Genomic DNA, 14,274 nt, shown 5'->3' with positions numbered 1-14,274 from the left:
GGCGCGCCGGCGCCTCAGCCGGGCGCCTGATCCGCATGGGCGCCGCTCGGCGGCGGCTCCGAGGCGGACGCGGCGCTGGCCGGCGCCTCCACGCGGCCGCCGATCGAGCGGAGGAGGTCGCTCACCGCGACATGGGCGCGCTCGCGCAGATCGGTCACGCGCGCGCCCTCGCGGCCGTCCGGGGCCACGGAGAGCGGCGCGCCGACGCGGACGCGGACGTGCCGCATGGTGCCGTCGCCCGTGTCGAGGGCCCCCTTCTTCATGAGCAGGTGCGTGCCGTCGATCGCGACCGGCACCACGGGGACACCCGCGCGGACGGCGGCATAGAACCCGCCGTTCTTGAACGACCGGAGCACGCCGTCCTCGCTGCGCGTCCCCTCCGGGAACACGAGCAGCGGCTTGCCATCCCGGAGCACCTGCTCGAACCGCGCGATCGCCTCGGCCGCGGCGCGGGAGCCGACGGTGCGATCGACCGGCACGTGGCCCGCGAGCTGGAGGTGCCAGCCGAGGAACGGGATCTTCATGAGCGAGCGCTTCGCCGCCCACTTGAAGTCGCCCGGCAGCACCGCGCCGAGGGCCAGGATGTCGAGCAGGCTCTGGTGGTTGGAGCAGTAGACGAACACCCCAGGAGGGACGTTCTCAAGGCCGCTCACCTCGATGTCGATATCAAGTGCGCGCGCGCTCGACTGACACCAGCGGCGCATCGCCCAGAGGCTCGCCGAGCGCTGCGGCGTGAGGGGTCCCAGCGTCAGAGATACGGTGCCATAGGCCATGGTTCTGACGGTGAACGGGACCCACTGACGCGTCGCCAGCCATGCGCTCTTGAGATCCATACTACAACGCTTACCACTCTCCATGTGTGGGGAAAACGCGTAGCATCTTGCGCAGTTTCGCCGCGCACTGATCTATGAGCCGAGCGGCGGCGTGAGCAGCCCCCAGCCGACCGTGGCGGGCCGCCCGGCGCGCTCGAACTTGACCGTGTACAGGCCTGTCTCTTCGGCGCTCTGCACGACCGCGGGCCGCAGCGTGCCCACCCACTCGGCCCATACGCTCGCCCCGATCTTGAGCTGCGGTTTGATGGGGAGTGGGCGCAACGCCGACTCGTCCGCGAGCAGCGCGGCTCCGCCGTAGCCGAGGGCGAACCACCGCGCAGAGCTGCTGGGCAGCGACGTGAGGACGGCGCCCGGATCGGCCGGCGGACCGCCGAGCCGCGAGACGAGGAGCACGTGGCGCCAGGTCTCGCCGTCCTTCCATGCGGCGAAGTTGCCGGGGACGAGCCCCTCGGCCTGCACCACGAAGCGCACCCCCTTCAGCAGCGCGAGCGGGGTCCGCGGGTCCATGTCGGTGTAGCGGACTTCCATCTTGTCCTTCACGAAGCGGGTGATGACGGCGTGCTTCATCACGCCGTTCCACTCCGTGAGCACCGGTTCGTGGGGACGGAGGCGGGGCGCGTCCGGCACGGGGATGACGTAGCCGGGGTGGACCTTGTACGACGGTCCGCCCCGCCCCTCGATGATGAGGTCATCGCCCTCGAAGCCGACGACGGTCGCCGCGTACAGCACGAGCGTCGATCCGAGCCTCGCCCCGGCGAGCATCCGGTCCGAGAAGGTGAACACGCGGCGGCCCGGGTCGAGCTTGACCGGGTGCGCCGGGAAGCCGAGCGGGTTCGACGCGTGCGCCGCGCCGGTCGGCGCCGGGGCCTCCGCGAACGCGGGCCGCGGCAGCGCCGCGAGCGACGCGATGGGCGGGCTCTGAGAGGGCGTCGGCGTCGGGGTCGACGTCGGCGCGGAGTCGCACGCGGGAGCGAGGCTGGCCGCGAGGAGGCAAGCGAGCGCCGCGAGCGCGCCGCGAGGACGCGGCGGCGCGGCCTCGCGGCGTCGCGCCGCGCAGCTGGGGCGCTCCTCCGCGGTGGCGCGGCCCAGCCTGCGGGACCCGGCCCCGAGGCCGCCGGGACATCGGTCAGCCATCGGGGGCGAGCATGGACCGCGGAGCGCGCGGCGGCGAGCAGAAAGGCACACGGCGCCCACGCGGATCAGGGGCAGGCGCTGCCAGCGCCCATCGCCGGCCGAGCCGGAGCCTGGGCATGCGGGAGCGGCGGTGCGCCGCTCTCCTCGCGACGCGCGCGGCCCCGGCTGCGCTAGCCTGCGGCGCGATGAAGCGCGCGTTCAGCGTCGATGAGCTCAAGCAGACCGCGCCGCGCCTCGCCGTGGAGCGCCGCGCCGTGCGCTTCCAGGACGTCGACGCGGCCGGGATCGTCTTCTACCCGCGGGTCCTCGAGTACTTCAGCGACGCGTACATGGTCGCGCTGAAGGAGCGAGGCGTCGATCTCCCCGGCCTCATCGCGGGCGGCGCGATCAAGCTGCCGCTCGTGCACGCCGAGGCCGACTACCTGCTGCCGCTCCGGTTCGGCGACGCCCTCGAGGTCGAGGTGCTCGCGCCGAAGCTCGGCGACACGTCGTTCACGGTCGGCTACCGCGTGTCGACCGCGGGCGGGATCGCCGCCGTCGGGCAGACGGTGCACGTGTGCATCGACGGCGCGCGCTTCACCCCGCGCCCGCTCCCGGACGATCTGCGCAGCGCGCTCGGGTAGCCGCGCCGCCGCCGCGCCACCGCTGCGGGCGATGGCCTCGAGGCCCCGGGCGACGGCCGCCAGGCGGATCGCCGCGCTAGCGCGCGGGGAACGGCGCGAGCGCGGCCGCGAAGCGCGCCGCCGCGCCGGCGCGATCGAGCTTGCCCGCCGGGGTGACCGGGAGCGCCGCGGCGGCGCAGAGGCGCCGCGGGCGCTTGTGCGGGGCGAGGCGCGCCGCGACGGCGGCCGCGAGGTCGTCGAGCAGCGCGGGCCGGAGCGCGGCGCCGCCCGGCGCGGCGGGCGCAGCCTGGTCGGGGACGATCGCCGCCGCCACGATATGGCCCCAGCGCTCGTCCGGCACGCCGAACACCACCGCGCCCGCGACGCCCGCGCACGACGCGAGGACGTGCTCCACCTCGGCGGGGTAGACGTTCTCGCCGCCGGTCACGATGAGGTCGCTCCGGCGCGCCGCGACGTGCAGCCGCCCGGCGGCGTCGAGCGCGCCGAGGTCCCCCGTGCTGAACCATCCGGCGCCGTCGACGAGGAGCTCCGGCGCGCGCTCCGGCCCGCGGTAGTAGCCGCGGAACAGCACGGGGCCGCGGATCTCGATGCGGCCCACGCCGTCGCTGCCGGCGCCCTCGACGCGCAGCTCGACGCCGGAGATCGGCGCGCCGGAGCCCGGCTCGCGGGTGCGCGGATCGCGCGGGCCCTGGACCGTGACCTGCGAGCACGCCTCGGTGAGGCCGTAGGTCGTGAGCGCGGGGACGCCGCGGCGCGCGCACTCGTCGAGCGCCCGCTCCGGAGCGCCCGCGCCGCCGACGAGCACCGCGCGGAGCCGGGCGAGGACGTTGTCGCGATCGACCTCGAGGAGCGCGAGCAGCATGGTCGGCACGACGGACAGCAGCGTCGCGCGATCGCGCACGATCGAGGCGAGCACCGACGCGGGCTCGAAGCGGGGCGCGAGGATGACGGCGCGCCGCGCGAGCAAGCAGCGCGTCACGATCGAGAGGCCCCCGACGTGGCAGAGCGGCATGCAGAGCAGCCAGCGATCGTCGTCGCGCACGCCGAGGTTGGCCGCGCTCCCCTCGGCCGCGGCGAGGAACGCGCGGCGCGGGAGCACCGCCCCCTTCGGGCGCCCCGTCGTGCCCGAGGTGTAGACGATCGCGAGATCGCCGGCGGGGTCCGGCGGCGCGACGCCGGCGACCTCGGCGGCGCGCGGCCCGCTGTCGACGAGCGCAGCGAGCTCGGACCCGGCCTCGTCGAGCAGGGCGGCGAGCTCGGGCTCGCGCAGGACGAGATCAGGGCGCGCGTCGTCGATCAGGATGCCGGCCTCGCCCGCCGTGAGCCGCGGGTGGATCGGGACGAGCACCGCGCCGAGCGCGAGCAGGGCGTGGAGGGCGACGACGGTCCCGAGCGCGTTGGGGGCGACGAGCGCCACGCGCGCCCCCTGCCCCACGCCCGCGCGGGCGAGCCGCGCGCACACGGCGGCGACCGCGGGGGCCAGATCGCCGAAGCGAAGAACGCCGCCGGGTCCGACGCGGAGGCCGGGGACGTCGAGCGCTCGCGGCGCGTCCGCGTCGGCGCCGCCGTGCACGAGCGCCGCACGCGCCGCGACCGCGGGGTCGCGCGCGGCCTCGAGGAGGCTCAGGCCGTCCATCGTCGGACGCCGAGGCCGGGCTGACCGCTCGCCGCGACCAGGCCGCCCTCGCGGAGCTGCGGGATCCGGACCGCGGGCCACGCCTCCAGGCCGGCGTGCGCGTCGAGGCCGCACGCGAGCGGCGGGCGCGGCAACCCGAGCGCGAGCTCACAGGCGGCGGCGAGCGCGATGGGGCCGTCGAAGAGGTGGGTCACCACGGCGTCGATGCCGCGCGCCTGCGCCCTGCGGCCGAGCTCGTGCGCGCGCAGGAGGCCGAGCATCGCCGGCTTCAGGATGAACGCGGCGCAGCCCTCCGCTTCGAGCAGGCGCTCCGGCATGCCCTCGACGGCGAGCGACTCGTCGGCCGCCCACGGGACGTCGCACGCGCCGAGGTGGTGGAGCAGCTCCGGCGCGACAGGCTGCTCGACGAAGCGCGGGCCGAGCGGCGCGAGCAGGCCGAGCCGGCGCGGCGCCTCCTCGAGCGACCACGCGGCGTTCGCGTCGAGCCGGAGCTCGATGGCCTCGTGCTCCCGCCGGAGCGCGCGCAGCGCCTCGAGGTCGCGCGCGAAGCCTTCCTCCCCGCGCGAGCGGAGCTTCACCTTGATCGCACGGACGCCGCGCGCGGCGAGGGCGCGCGCGCGATCGAGCATCTCCGGCAGCGCGACCGAGGTCGTGAGCAGCCCGTTCACCCGGACCTCGTCGTGGCGCCGGTGCCCGCCGAGGCATGCCGACACCGGCATGCCGACGCGCTGGCCGAGCAGATCGAGCAGCGCCGTCTCCAGGGCGAAGCGCGCCGCCGGGAGGCCGCGCAGCCGCGAGGAGAGCGGCGCCAGCGCGCGCAGGATCGCGAACGCCGTCGCCCGCGGCGCCGCGCCCGGCGACGCGGGCACGCCGGGCAGATCGATCGGGCCGAGCGCCCCCGGCAGCTCGGCGAGCGCGCGCCGATCGTCGTCGACCGCGTCGGGCGAGAAGCCGGGGAGCGGCGTGGCCTCGCCGAGGCCCACGCGCCCCTCGTCGTCGGTGAGCGACAGCACGAGCCCCCGGCGCGCGCCCTCGAGATCGACCTGCTCAAGGCTGGCAGCGACGACGCGCATGATCCCTACATCCGGGCGGCGAGACCCAGCGAGAAGAGCAGCGCGAACGCGAGCAGCAGCTTCGCCGTCCCGGCCAGGCAGTCGTTGAGCGGCCGGCCGTCGGTCGTCGCCAGCACCCGGAGCAGGCGCACGGCGCGCGGGAAGGTCGCGAGCACGAGGAGCGTCCACCGCCGGCCGTCGCCGACGGCGAGCGCGACGGGCACCGCGTACGCCACCGCGAGGAGCATCGCGTATTCGAGGACGCCGGCCCGCCGGCCGAAGCGGACTGCGAGCGTGCGCTTGCCGGCGACGACGTCCGTGTCGCGATCGCGGACGTTGTTCACGACGAGCACGGCGGTGGCGATGGCGCCGACCGGCACGGCCGCCGCCCACGAAAGCTGCGGGACCGAGCCGAGCTGCACGAAGGCCGTCCCGCACACGGCGACGAGGCCGAAGAACACGAACACGAAGATGTCGCCGAGGCCGTGGTAGCCGAGCGGGTACGGGCCGCCTGTGTACGCGACGCCGGCGAGGATCGACGTGACGCCGATGACCACGATCGGCCACCCGCCCACGAGCGCGAGGTGCACCCCGAACGGCACCGCGAGCGCGATCGTGACGAGGAGCCCGACGCGCACCTGGCGCGGCGTGAGCAGCCCCGCCTGCACGGCGCGGGTGGGGCCGAGCCGCTCGTGCGTGTCGGCGCCCTTCTCGTGATCGAACACGTCGTTCGCGAAGTTCGTCGCGATCTGGATGAGCATCGCGCCCGCGAGCGCCGACAGCGCCGGGCCGAGCCGCATGCCGCCGAGCGCGTAGGCGACCGCCGTGCCGACCATCACCGGCGCGAGCGCCGCGGTGAGCGTCGCTGGCCGGCACGCGAGGAGCCACGCCCGGAGCGAGCCCGGACGCACGCCGCCCGCGGCCGCTGCCCCGGCCGGCTGAGATGCCGCCGTCGCGCTCATGATCCCCTCCCCTGCCCGCCGCGGCCGAGCGCGGCGGCACGATCGCCCCCGCGCGGCGCGACGCCCGCGCCGGACGCCTCGCGGCGCGTGAGGTCCTCGGCTCCGAGACTCCTGTTCGCGTTGACCTGGCTCATGACCGTGGATCCCTCTCTGCAAGCTCGGGGTTCTCGGCGCGCGCGCCGCTCATGAAGGCTGGAGCTCGGCCGCCGCCTCGGCCGCAGGCGCGCTGCTCGCGGCGGCGACCTCGCGGCGGACGTCGGACCAGAGCCGCGCGACGCGGGCGGCGCCGTCGTGGGGCGGCACCACCGCCTCGATCAGCGTGGCGAAAGGCCGCTGGTGCGCGGCGGCGAGGGCGCGGGCGAGCCCCTCGGCGGTGCCCGCGCGCTCGTAGGCGAGCCCGAACATCGCCGCCGCGGGCGCGAACTCGAGGTGCTGCGGCATGGTGAAGGCCCGCTCGAGCAGACCGGCGCCGGTCCTGGCGATGGGCAGGTGCTCGAAGATGCGTCCGCCGTCGTTCTGGACCACCACGACGACGAGCGGCGCTTCGCCGTCCGCCGCCGCCTTCGCGGCGAGCAGGAGGCCGGTCAGGTCGTGCAGCAGGCTGAGATCGCCGAGCAGCAGCGTGACCGGCCTGGCCGCGGCCGCGCGGGCGCCCGCCGCGGCCGACACGAGCCCGTCGATCCCGCTCGCCCCACGCTGGTGCAGGACGCGCAGCGCGCGCGCCGACGGCGCGCAGTACGTGTCGAGGTCGCGCACCGGCATGCTGTTGCCGATCGCGAGCAGCGAGCCCTCCGGGCACACGCCGGCCACCATCCTGGCGACGGCGCCCTCCGTGAGCTCGTCCCCCGCGCACGCGCGCGCGGACAGCGTCGCGGCGATCTCGCCGGCGCGCGCGAACGATCCGGCCCACTCCCGCCGCGCGCGCCCGAGGTCCCGCGCCGCCCCGGCGAGGCGCCCCGCGAGCGCCTCGCAAACGTCCGCCGGCTCGGCCATCACGAGGGCGGCCGCGGCGTTCGTCGGGTCGTTCCAGCCGTGCGGGGAAACGACGAACCGGCGGCAGCTCGCGTGCTCGGCGATGTAGGTCGCGTACCCGGCCGAGGTCGGCGGCGCGCCGAGCTCGAGGAGGAGATCGGGCGCGTTCGCCGCGCGGAACTCGGGCGCGCGGAGGAGCGTGTCGAACGAGGGCGGCATGACGACGTCCGCCGCGAGCCCGCCGAAGTAGATCTGGCTCGTGCCCTCGGCGAGCACCGGGAAGCCGGTCGCCCGCGCCAGCGCGAGCACCGACCGGCGCGCGCGCGCGTCGTCCTCGCGGCTCGGGGCGGGCCCGCAGACGATCAGCCCCCGCTCGGCCCGCGCGCACCGCGCGGCGATCTCGTCGAGCGCGCGCGCGTCGACGCCGGCGCGCGCCGCCACGACCCGCGGGCCGGCGCGGCGCATCAGCGCCTCCCACTCCGCCTGCCACGGCTCGGGCCCGGCCACGTCGACCGGCTCGAGCGGCTTGCGGAAGCGCGCGTTGATGTGGACCGGCCCCGGCGTCGGGGAGAGCGACAGAGCGACCCCCTGGGCCGCGATGCGCGCCACGGCCCGCAGCGCGAGCGGCGACGGATCCGGCAGCCCGAGCTCGGCGAAGTGACGGACGTGGTCGCCGAAGAGCTTGTTCTGATCGATGGTCTGCGGGGCCGCTGCGTCGGCGAGCTCCCACGGGCGGTCGGCGGTGACCGCGATGAGGGGCGTGAAGCTCTGGTGCGCCTCGATGATCGCCGGCAGCGCGTGCGCGCCGGCGGTGCCCGAGGTGCAGACGAACACGCTGGGCCGGCCGGTGACGCGCGCCTGCCCGAGGGCGAAGAACGCCGCGGCCCGCTCGTCGATGACCGCGTGGCAGCGCACCTCCTCGCTCTCCATCGCCGCGATCGCGAGCGGCGTGGAGCGCGAGCCCGGGCAGAGCACCACGTCGCGCACGCCGGCGTGCGCCAGCGTGCGGACGAAGAGCTGAGCCCAGGCAGAGTGGAGGTTCGAGCCGCTCACCGGGATCTCCCGAGCCCTTCGCGCGCGCGCACCTCAGCCTCCCTCGGGCGTCGCGACGAAGAGGCACACGACGCCCATCGTGAGCGGCTCCACGCGCAGCACGCGCAGCCCCGCGCCGCGCATCAGCTCCGCGAACTCGTCCGGCGGCGGGAACCTCGCGATCGAGTCCTGCAGGTACCGGTACTCGTCCCTCCCCGAGATCACGCCGCCGATGTACGGGACGACCGTGTGGATGTGGAACCGCGCGAGCTTGCTCATGAGGCCCCCGCGCGGCTCGCTGAGCTCGAGGATCGCGACGCGCCCCCCGGGCCTCGTGACGCGCGCCATCTCGCGGAGCGCCCGCGCGCGGTCCGGGACGTTGCGGATGCCGAACGCCATCGAGATCCCGTCGACGCTCGCGTCGCCGAGCCGCAGCTGCTCCGCGTCGCCGACCTCCAGCTCGACCCGGCCCGCGAGCCCCGCGGCCTCCACCTTGCGGCGGCCGACGGCGAGCATCCCCTGCGACGGATCGACCCCGATGACCTTCACGTCGTGCGTCCGCGCGATCGCGATCGCGAGATCGGCGGTGCCGGTCGCCAGGTCGAGCACCGTGGCGCCGGGGGTGAGCTCGAGCGAGCGCACCGCGCGCCGGCGCCAGCCCTGATCGAGCCCCATCGAGATGATCCGGTTCAGGAGGTCGTACCGCTCGGCGATCCCGTCGAACATCTCGCCGCTGCCGGCGCGGCGCCCGTCGCGCGGCCCCTCGTCCTGTCCAGGCTGGCTCATGTCCCGCCCTCCGCCTGCCGCACCGCGCGGTGGGCCTCGGCGCGCTCGCCCGCGAACCGCTTGCCGTCGCCGGACGGCGGCGCGGCGGCCTCGCCGCCCCCCCCGCCCGGGGCGGCGGCGAGCGCGCGCTTCCGCTCGTGCAGCCGCATGTGGCCCCGCTGGATGCCCTCGCTCGCGAGCGCGCGCAGCGCCGCCAGGTTCGAGGCGAGCCCGACCGAGGCCAGCACCACGGCGAGCTCGCCCGCGCTCTTCGCGCCGACGAGCTGCAGCGCGGCGCGCACGCCGGCGTGCACCTCGGTCAAGCCGCCCACCGTGCCGACCGCGAGCGGCAGCTCCGCCCGGCCCACGAGCCCGCCGGGCACGCGCTCCCACGTGCTCAGCGGCCGGTACTGGCCGCTCAGGGCCGCGTACGCGTGCGCGCCAGCCTCGATGGCGCGGAAGTCCTGCCCGAGCGCGACAGCGGCCGCGTCCAGCCCGTTCATGAAGCCCTTGTTGTGGGTGGCCGCCCGGTAGGGATCGAGCTCCGCGAAGCGGCTCGCCCGCGCGACGCCGCTCGCCACGTCTGCGCCGCCGAGCGCGTCGTCGCCGACGGTGGCCGTCACCCGCACCCGGCGGCGGATGGTCAGGTTCGAGAGGATCCGGAGCCCGAGCGTCCCGCCGGCGATGCGCTGCACGAGCGGCGCCACCGCCTCCGCCACGGTGTCGACCAGGTTCGCGCCCATCGCGTCGCCGACCTCGACGTAGAGGTGCACCACGAGCACGCCGAGCTCCGCCGAGAGCACGCGCACCTCGAGGTCGCGGCACCCGCCCCCGCGCGCCACCATCCGCGGGATCGCCGCGTCGCCGGCCGCGAGCAGGCTCGCGCGCGCCGCCTCCAGCCGGACCGCGGCGTCCTCGGCGTCGGGCACGTCGTCGAGCTGGACCTGGGCGGTCATGATCGGCGGGTCCGCGTCGCCGGAGAAGCCGCCGGACAGGCGCACCATGCGCGCCGCGTTCGACGCGGCGGCGATGACGCTCGGCTCCTCCACCGCCATCGGCACCAGCACGTCGCGCTGGTTCACGCGGAAGTTCAGCGCCAGGCCGAGCGGGAGCGCGTGCGTCGCGATGACGTTCTCGCACATCCGATCGGCCACCGCCGTCGGCAGCCCGCCCCCGCTCGCGAGGTGCGCGAGCGCGTCCTCGTCGAGCAGGCCGAGCGCCTGGATCTCGCGGAGCCGATCCTCTAGGCACCGTTTGTAGAAGCCGCTGATCCGGCTGGACACGTTCTGGCTCATCGGGCGCCTCCGCGCGTCGACCGCGCTCGCTTCAAGGGGGAGCGCTCGCCCGTGTCACCCACGCGCGCCGCGCCCTGCATCACCGAGGTCGTCATCGCCGCTCACCGCCTCCGCCGGGGCGTCGACATCGCGACCCCCTCCAGCGCCGCCTTCGCCGGGCTCTCCGGGAGCGGCTCGATGCTCCGCATCGCGTCCCCGCAGAGCCGGGACGCGAGCTCCAGGCAGTCGTCCACGACGTGCTTCTCGACCATGATCTGCGCGATGCGCCGGCCGAGCTCGGGCTCCACCGCCGCCTCCTCCGACGCGCAGTGCGCCTCGAGGGCGGGCGTGAGCTCGCGGTCGCGCTCCATGGCGAGGAGCAGCGGGTACGTCATCTTGCCCTCGCGCAGGTCCGTGAGCAGCGCCTTGCCTGTCGCCTCCGGGTCGCCCGCGAAATCGAGGACGTCATCGACGAGCTGGAACGCGACCCCGAGGCTCGTGCCGAAGCCCTCGAGCGCCTTGCAGAGCGGCTCGCTCACGCCGCCCGCGCGCGCGCCCGCGAACATCGCCCAGCGGAACAGCGAGGCCGTCTTGCCGTCCACGATCTGGAAGTACTCGCTCGTGCTCGTGCGCACGCGGCCGCGCGACGCGAGCTGGAGCGCCTCCGCGGTGACCATCTCCTTCACGACCTGGAGCACGCGCTGGAGCACGTCGGGCATGCCCGTCGCCTGGATCTTGCAGAGCGCGTCGAGCAGGAGGTAGTCGCCGCCGAAGATCGACGCGGCGTTGCCGTAGATGACGCGCGCCGCGTCCGCGCCGCGCCGGCGGTCGCCGAGGTCGACCACGTCATCGTGGAGCAGCGTCGCGTTGTGGACGAGCTCGACCGCCACGGCGAACGTCCGCGCCGCCTCGTTGAAGCCGCCGCCGATGTGGGAGGCCAGCGCGACGCAGATCGGCCGCAGCCGCTTGCCGCTCAGCCCGAGCAGGTGCCGCGCGCTCTTGTGCGCCGGCGTGTCCCCGTCGAGCCCGACCTTCGCCAGCTCGCGCTCGACGTCCTCGAGATCCCCGTCGAGCAGCCGCCGGAGCTCCGCGAGCCGCGCGGCGAGCGTGTCGAGCCCGCGCCCAGCGCACATGCCTCCGAGGCTCGAGACGACATCGCTCCGCTGGACCGTCCCAGTAAACGTTGTTGTCGCAGTCATCCCATCTCCACCTGGAAGCACGAGCGCACGCTGCGCCCCGCACCGCGCGGGGCCCCCGTGGCGATCGAGCACTCCGAAATCACGCGCCCGCTAGGCCCCTCGCCGGGAGCGCACGGCGCGGATCGGGAACCGGACCAGATCCCCGAACCGCGAGAAGTCCACGGTCCTGCTCTTGATGAACCCGTCGAGCGCCGTCTGCGCGACGATCACGAACGAGAGGAGCCGCTCCACCCGGTCGAGGCTGAACCGGGTCGCGTCCGTCGGCGGCAGCCCCTCGAGCAGCGCGGAGGCCCGCTCGAGGCGCTCCCTCACGGAGTCGGCGATCAGCCGCTCGCGCTCGGCGAACACCTTGGAGATCATCTTCCAGAAGTCGGTCTCGGCCTCGAAGAACTCCTTCCGCTCGCCCGGTTTCCATACCCGTCGTACTACACCCCACCTCTGGAGTTCTGTCAGCGACATACTCATGGCCCCGGACGAAACCTGGAGCCGCTCGCCGATTTCCGCGGCGGACAGGGCGCCGCCTGCGATGAACAGGACGGTCCAGATCCTCCCGAGCACCCGGCGGAAGCCCCAGTGCTCGATGACGTCGCCGATCGCGTCCGCCGCGAGCAGCTCCGCCTGGCGATGGATGTCACTTGAAGGGCTCATTGAACTTTCAAAATTCTTTGAAGGAACTGTGTGGGCCAACCTAGAACGGCGTCAAGACATTCCCGACCGCTCTCGGCAGGAAACGGACGAGCACGCCTGCTCCCAACCCGGCGTCATGGCGGATCGGGCCAGCGCCGGCCGCGCTGCGGCGGCCGGTCTTCTCTATCAGGGGGTCCCGGGGAGCGCCCCGGACCGGTCGCGCTGCGGCGGCCGGCCCGAGCTCACGCCTGGATCCGGGCCGTGAGATCCCGGTTCTGTCGAAGCAGCGCCTCGGGCGTGCGCGAGCCGAACGACCCCAGGAACGCCTCGCGATCGCGCGCTTCCTCCAGCCACGCGTCGCGGTCGACGGCGAAGAGCTCGCGCACCGCCTCGTCGCTCAGGCCGAGGCCGCTCGTATCGAGCTCCCCGTCGGCGGGCATGATCCCGAGCGGCGTATCGCGGCCCGTGGCCGCCCCGCTCACGCGCGCGGCGATCCAGCGGAGCACGCGGAGATTCTCGCCGAAGCCGGGCCAGAGGAGCTTGCCCGCCGCGCCCTGCCGGAACCAGTTCACGTGGAAGATCTTCGGGAACGCCGCGCGGTTCTCGCCGAGCTCGATCCAGTGCCGGAAGTAGTCGCCCATGTTGTATCCGCAGAAGGGGCGCATCGCCATCGGGTCCCGGCGGACGACGCCCACCTTCCCGGTGGCCGCCGCCGTCGTCTCCGAGGCCATCGTCGCGCCGAGGTAGACCCCGTGGGCCCAGTCGCGCGCCTCGCAGACGAGCGGCGCGAGCCGCGCGCGCCGGCCGCCGAAGACGATCGCCGAGATCGGCACGCCCGCCGCGGCGTCGAACGCCGGCGAGATGGACGGGCACTGGCGAGCCGGCGCGGTGAACCGGCTGTTCGGGTGCGCCGCGGGCTCCTTGCTGTCCGGCGTCCACCGCTGGCCCCGCCAGTCGGTGAGCACCGGCGGCGCCGGGCCGTCGAGCCCCTCCCACCACGGCGTCCCCTCCGGCGTGAGCGCGACGTTCGTGAAGATCGAATTCCTCGCCAGCGTCGCCAGGGCGTTCGGGTTCGTCCTCGAGCTCGTCCCGGGGGCCACGCCGAAGAAGCCGGCCTCGGGGTTGATCGCCCAGAGCCGGCCGTCCGGCCCGATCCGCAGCCAGGCGATGTCGTCGCCGACCGTCCACACCTTCCAGCCCGCCTGGGACGCCGGCGGCACGAGCATGGCGAGGTTCGTCTTCCCGCAGGCGCTGGGGAACGCCGCGCAGATGTACGTCACCCGGCCCTCCGGGTCCTCCAGGCCGAGGATGAGCATGTGCTCCGCGAACCAGCCTTCGTCGCGCGCCATCGTGCTCGCGATGCGCAGCGCGAAGCACTTCTTCCCGAGCAGCGCGTTGCCCCCGTACCCCGAGCCGACGCTCCAGATGAGCCGCTCCTCGGGGAAATGGCAGACGAAGCGGCGCTCCGGGCTCAGATCCCCGAGCGAGTGCAGCCCCCTGCAGTAGTCCTCGGAGCTGCCCAGCGCGTCGAGCGCGACCCGTCCCATGCGGGTCATGATCCGCATGCTCGCCACGACATAAGGACTGTCGGTGATCTCGACTCCCACCTTCGCCGACGGCGACCCGACGGGGCCCATCAGATAAGGAACGACGAACATCGTCCGCCCCTTCATCGCCCCGTCGAACAGCCGCCCGACCCGCTGCGAGGCCTCATCCGGCGACATCCAGTTGTTCGTCGGGCCCGTCTCCGCTTCATCGCGAGCACAGATGAACGTGAGGTGCTCAGTCCGGGCAACGTCGGTCGGGTCGCTCCGGTGAAGATAGCAGTTGGGGTACTTCTCCTCGTCCAGCGCGATGAGCGTGCCGTCGCTCAGCATTCCCTGGATCAGCGCCTGGTTCTCCGCTTCGGAGCCGTCACAGAAGACGACCCGATCGGGCCGCGTCTGCCGCGCGACCTCGTCGACCCACGCTGAAAGTTTCCGCTCTTGCATCCAGCTGTCGAGCCTAGCCCGGGCCAGAAGGCCCGCCAAGGGACAGTGCCGCTGTAGTAATACAATAAACTTGGATGTTCTGGCGGACTGCAAAGGAATCAGCAGCCCGGAGGCGGCGGCTGTGGGCTGGCTCAGTTCTCGCGAGGCGGAGCAGGGGCGTTCGGCTATGCTGGA

At 74.6% G+C, this 14,274-nt stretch carries 12 protein-coding genes; 1 reads left to right on the top strand and 11 read right to left on the bottom strand.

Features of this window, described 5'->3' with window-relative positions; genetic code table 11:
- Positions 1 to 14 precede the first annotated feature (14 nt).
- Positions 15 to 833, bottom strand: a complete 819-nt coding sequence (locus WME89_RS17875) for a lysophospholipid acyltransferase family protein (RefSeq protein ID WP_438010328.1) — start codon at positions 831 to 833, stop codon at positions 15 to 17.
- Positions 834 to 905: 72 nt separating this feature from the next.
- A complete protein-coding gene (locus WME89_RS17870; protein WP_438010327.1) occupies positions 906 to 1,967 on the bottom strand; it encodes a hypothetical protein in 1,062 nt (353 codons plus the stop codon).
- Between the two features lie 185 nt (positions 1,968 to 2,152).
- Between WME89_RS17870 and WME89_RS17865 the strand changes: the two genes are divergently transcribed.
- Positions 2,153 to 2,590 carry an acyl-CoA thioesterase gene (locus tag WME89_RS17865; RefSeq protein WP_437839800.1) on the top strand — a complete coding sequence of 146 codons (438 nt, stop codon included), beginning with the start codon at positions 2,153 to 2,155 and terminating at the stop codon, positions 2,588 to 2,590.
- 76 nt (positions 2,591 to 2,666) lie between these two features.
- Here the strand turns inward: WME89_RS17865 and WME89_RS17860 are convergent, their stop codons facing one another.
- The 9 genes from WME89_RS17860 to WME89_RS17820 form a co-directional block, all read right to left on the bottom strand.
- Complete coding sequence (locus WME89_RS17860) at positions 2,667 to 4,226, bottom strand: AMP-binding protein (RefSeq protein WP_438010326.1); 1,560 nt, start codon at positions 4,224 to 4,226, stop codon at positions 2,667 to 2,669.
- Positions 4,214 to 5,299 carry a mandelate racemase/muconate lactonizing enzyme family protein gene (locus tag WME89_RS17855; protein WP_438010325.1) on the bottom strand — a complete coding sequence of 362 codons (1,086 nt, stop codon included), beginning with the start codon at positions 5,297 to 5,299 and terminating at the stop codon, positions 4,214 to 4,216. Before WME89_RS17855 ends, WME89_RS17860 begins: the two co-directional genes overlap by 13 nt.
- Positions 5,300 to 5,304: 5 nt before the next feature.
- Positions 5,305 to 6,240: a 1,4-dihydroxy-2-naphthoate polyprenyltransferase gene (locus WME89_RS17850; protein WP_438010324.1), complete on the bottom strand. Its 936-nt coding sequence runs from the start codon at positions 6,238 to 6,240 to the stop codon at positions 5,305 to 5,307.
- 183 nt (positions 6,241 to 6,423) lie between these two features.
- On the bottom strand, positions 6,424 to 8,265 hold the full coding sequence (menD, locus tag WME89_RS17845) for a 2-succinyl-5-enolpyruvyl-6-hydroxy-3-cyclohexene-1-carboxylic-acid synthase (RefSeq protein ID WP_438010323.1): 1,842 nt from the start codon (positions 8,263 to 8,265) through the stop codon (positions 6,424 to 6,426).
- Positions 8,266 to 8,298: 33 nt separating this feature from the next.
- Entirely contained in the window at positions 8,299 to 9,030 is a 732-nt protein-coding gene (ubiE, locus tag WME89_RS17840) for a bifunctional demethylmenaquinone methyltransferase/2-methoxy-6-polyprenyl-1,4-benzoquinol methylase UbiE (RefSeq protein WP_438010322.1), read from the bottom strand.
- Positions 9,027 to 10,304: a hydroxymethylglutaryl-CoA reductase, degradative gene (locus WME89_RS17835; RefSeq protein ID WP_438010321.1), complete on the bottom strand. Its 1,278-nt coding sequence runs from the start codon at positions 10,302 to 10,304 to the stop codon at positions 9,027 to 9,029. Before WME89_RS17835 ends, ubiE begins: the two co-directional genes overlap by 4 nt.
- Before the next feature lie 101 nt (positions 10,305 to 10,405).
- Complete coding sequence (locus tag WME89_RS17830) at positions 10,406 to 11,482, bottom strand: polyprenyl synthetase family protein (RefSeq protein WP_438010320.1); 1,077 nt, start codon at positions 11,480 to 11,482, stop codon at positions 10,406 to 10,408.
- A gap of 90 nt (positions 11,483 to 11,572) precedes the next feature.
- Positions 11,573 to 12,130 (bottom strand): GbsR/MarR family transcriptional regulator, encoded by a 558-nt coding sequence (locus WME89_RS17825; RefSeq protein WP_436617644.1) that lies wholly within the window; start codon positions 12,128 to 12,130, stop codon positions 11,573 to 11,575.
- Positions 12,131 to 12,351: 221 nt separating this feature from the next.
- Positions 12,352 to 14,100 carry a phosphoenolpyruvate carboxykinase (GTP) gene (locus tag WME89_RS17820; protein WP_438010319.1) on the bottom strand — a complete coding sequence of 583 codons (1,749 nt, stop codon included), beginning with the start codon at positions 14,098 to 14,100 and terminating at the stop codon, positions 12,352 to 12,354.
- Positions 14,101 to 14,274 lie beyond the last annotated feature (174 nt).

It is taken from the genome of Sorangium sp. So ce321 (assembly GCF_051530195.1).
Lineage (GTDB): Bacteria > Myxococcota_A > Polyangia > Polyangiales > Polyangiaceae > Sorangium.
The sequence above is the reverse complement of the archived record's forward strand: the minus strand, read 5'-3'. Positions and strand labels throughout refer to the sequence as shown.

Coding starts and splice junctions, on each gene's coding strand:
- WME89_RS17875 (WP_438010328.1), bottom strand. CDS start 833: ATGGATCTCAAGAGCGCATGGCTGGCGACGCGTCAGTGGGTCCCGTTC.
- WME89_RS17870 (WP_438010327.1), bottom strand. CDS start 1,967: ATGGCTGACCGATGTCCCGGCGGCCTCGGGGCCGGGTCCCGCAGGCTG.
- WME89_RS17865 (WP_437839800.1), top strand. CDS start 2,153: ATGAAGCGCGCGTTCAGCGTCGATGAGCTCAAGCAGACCGCGCCGCGC.
- WME89_RS17860 (WP_438010326.1), bottom strand. CDS start 4,226: ATGGACGGCCTGAGCCTCCTCGAGGCCGCGCGCGACCCCGCGGTCGCG.
- WME89_RS17855 (WP_438010325.1), bottom strand. CDS start 5,299: ATGCGCGTCGTCGCTGCCAGCCTTGAGCAGGTCGATCTCGAGGGCGCG.
- WME89_RS17850 (WP_438010324.1), bottom strand. CDS start 6,240: ATGAGCGCGACGGCGGCATCTCAGCCGGCCGGGGCAGCGGCCGCGGGC.
- ubiE (WP_438010322.1), bottom strand. CDS start 9,030: ATGAGCCAGCCTGGACAGGACGAGGGGCCGCGCGACGGGCGCCGCGCC.
- WME89_RS17835 (WP_438010321.1), bottom strand. CDS start 10,304: ATGAGCCAGAACGTGTCCAGCCGGATCAGCGGCTTCTACAAACGGTGC.
- WME89_RS17830 (WP_438010320.1), bottom strand. CDS start 11,482: ATGACTGCGACAACAACGTTTACTGGGACGGTCCAGCGGAGCGATGTC.
- WME89_RS17825 (WP_436617644.1), bottom strand. CDS start 12,130: ATGAGCCCTTCAAGTGACATCCATCGCCAGGCGGAGCTGCTCGCGGCG.
- WME89_RS17820 (WP_438010319.1), bottom strand. CDS start 14,100: ATGCAAGAGCGGAAACTTTCAGCGTGGGTCGACGAGGTCGCGCGGCAG.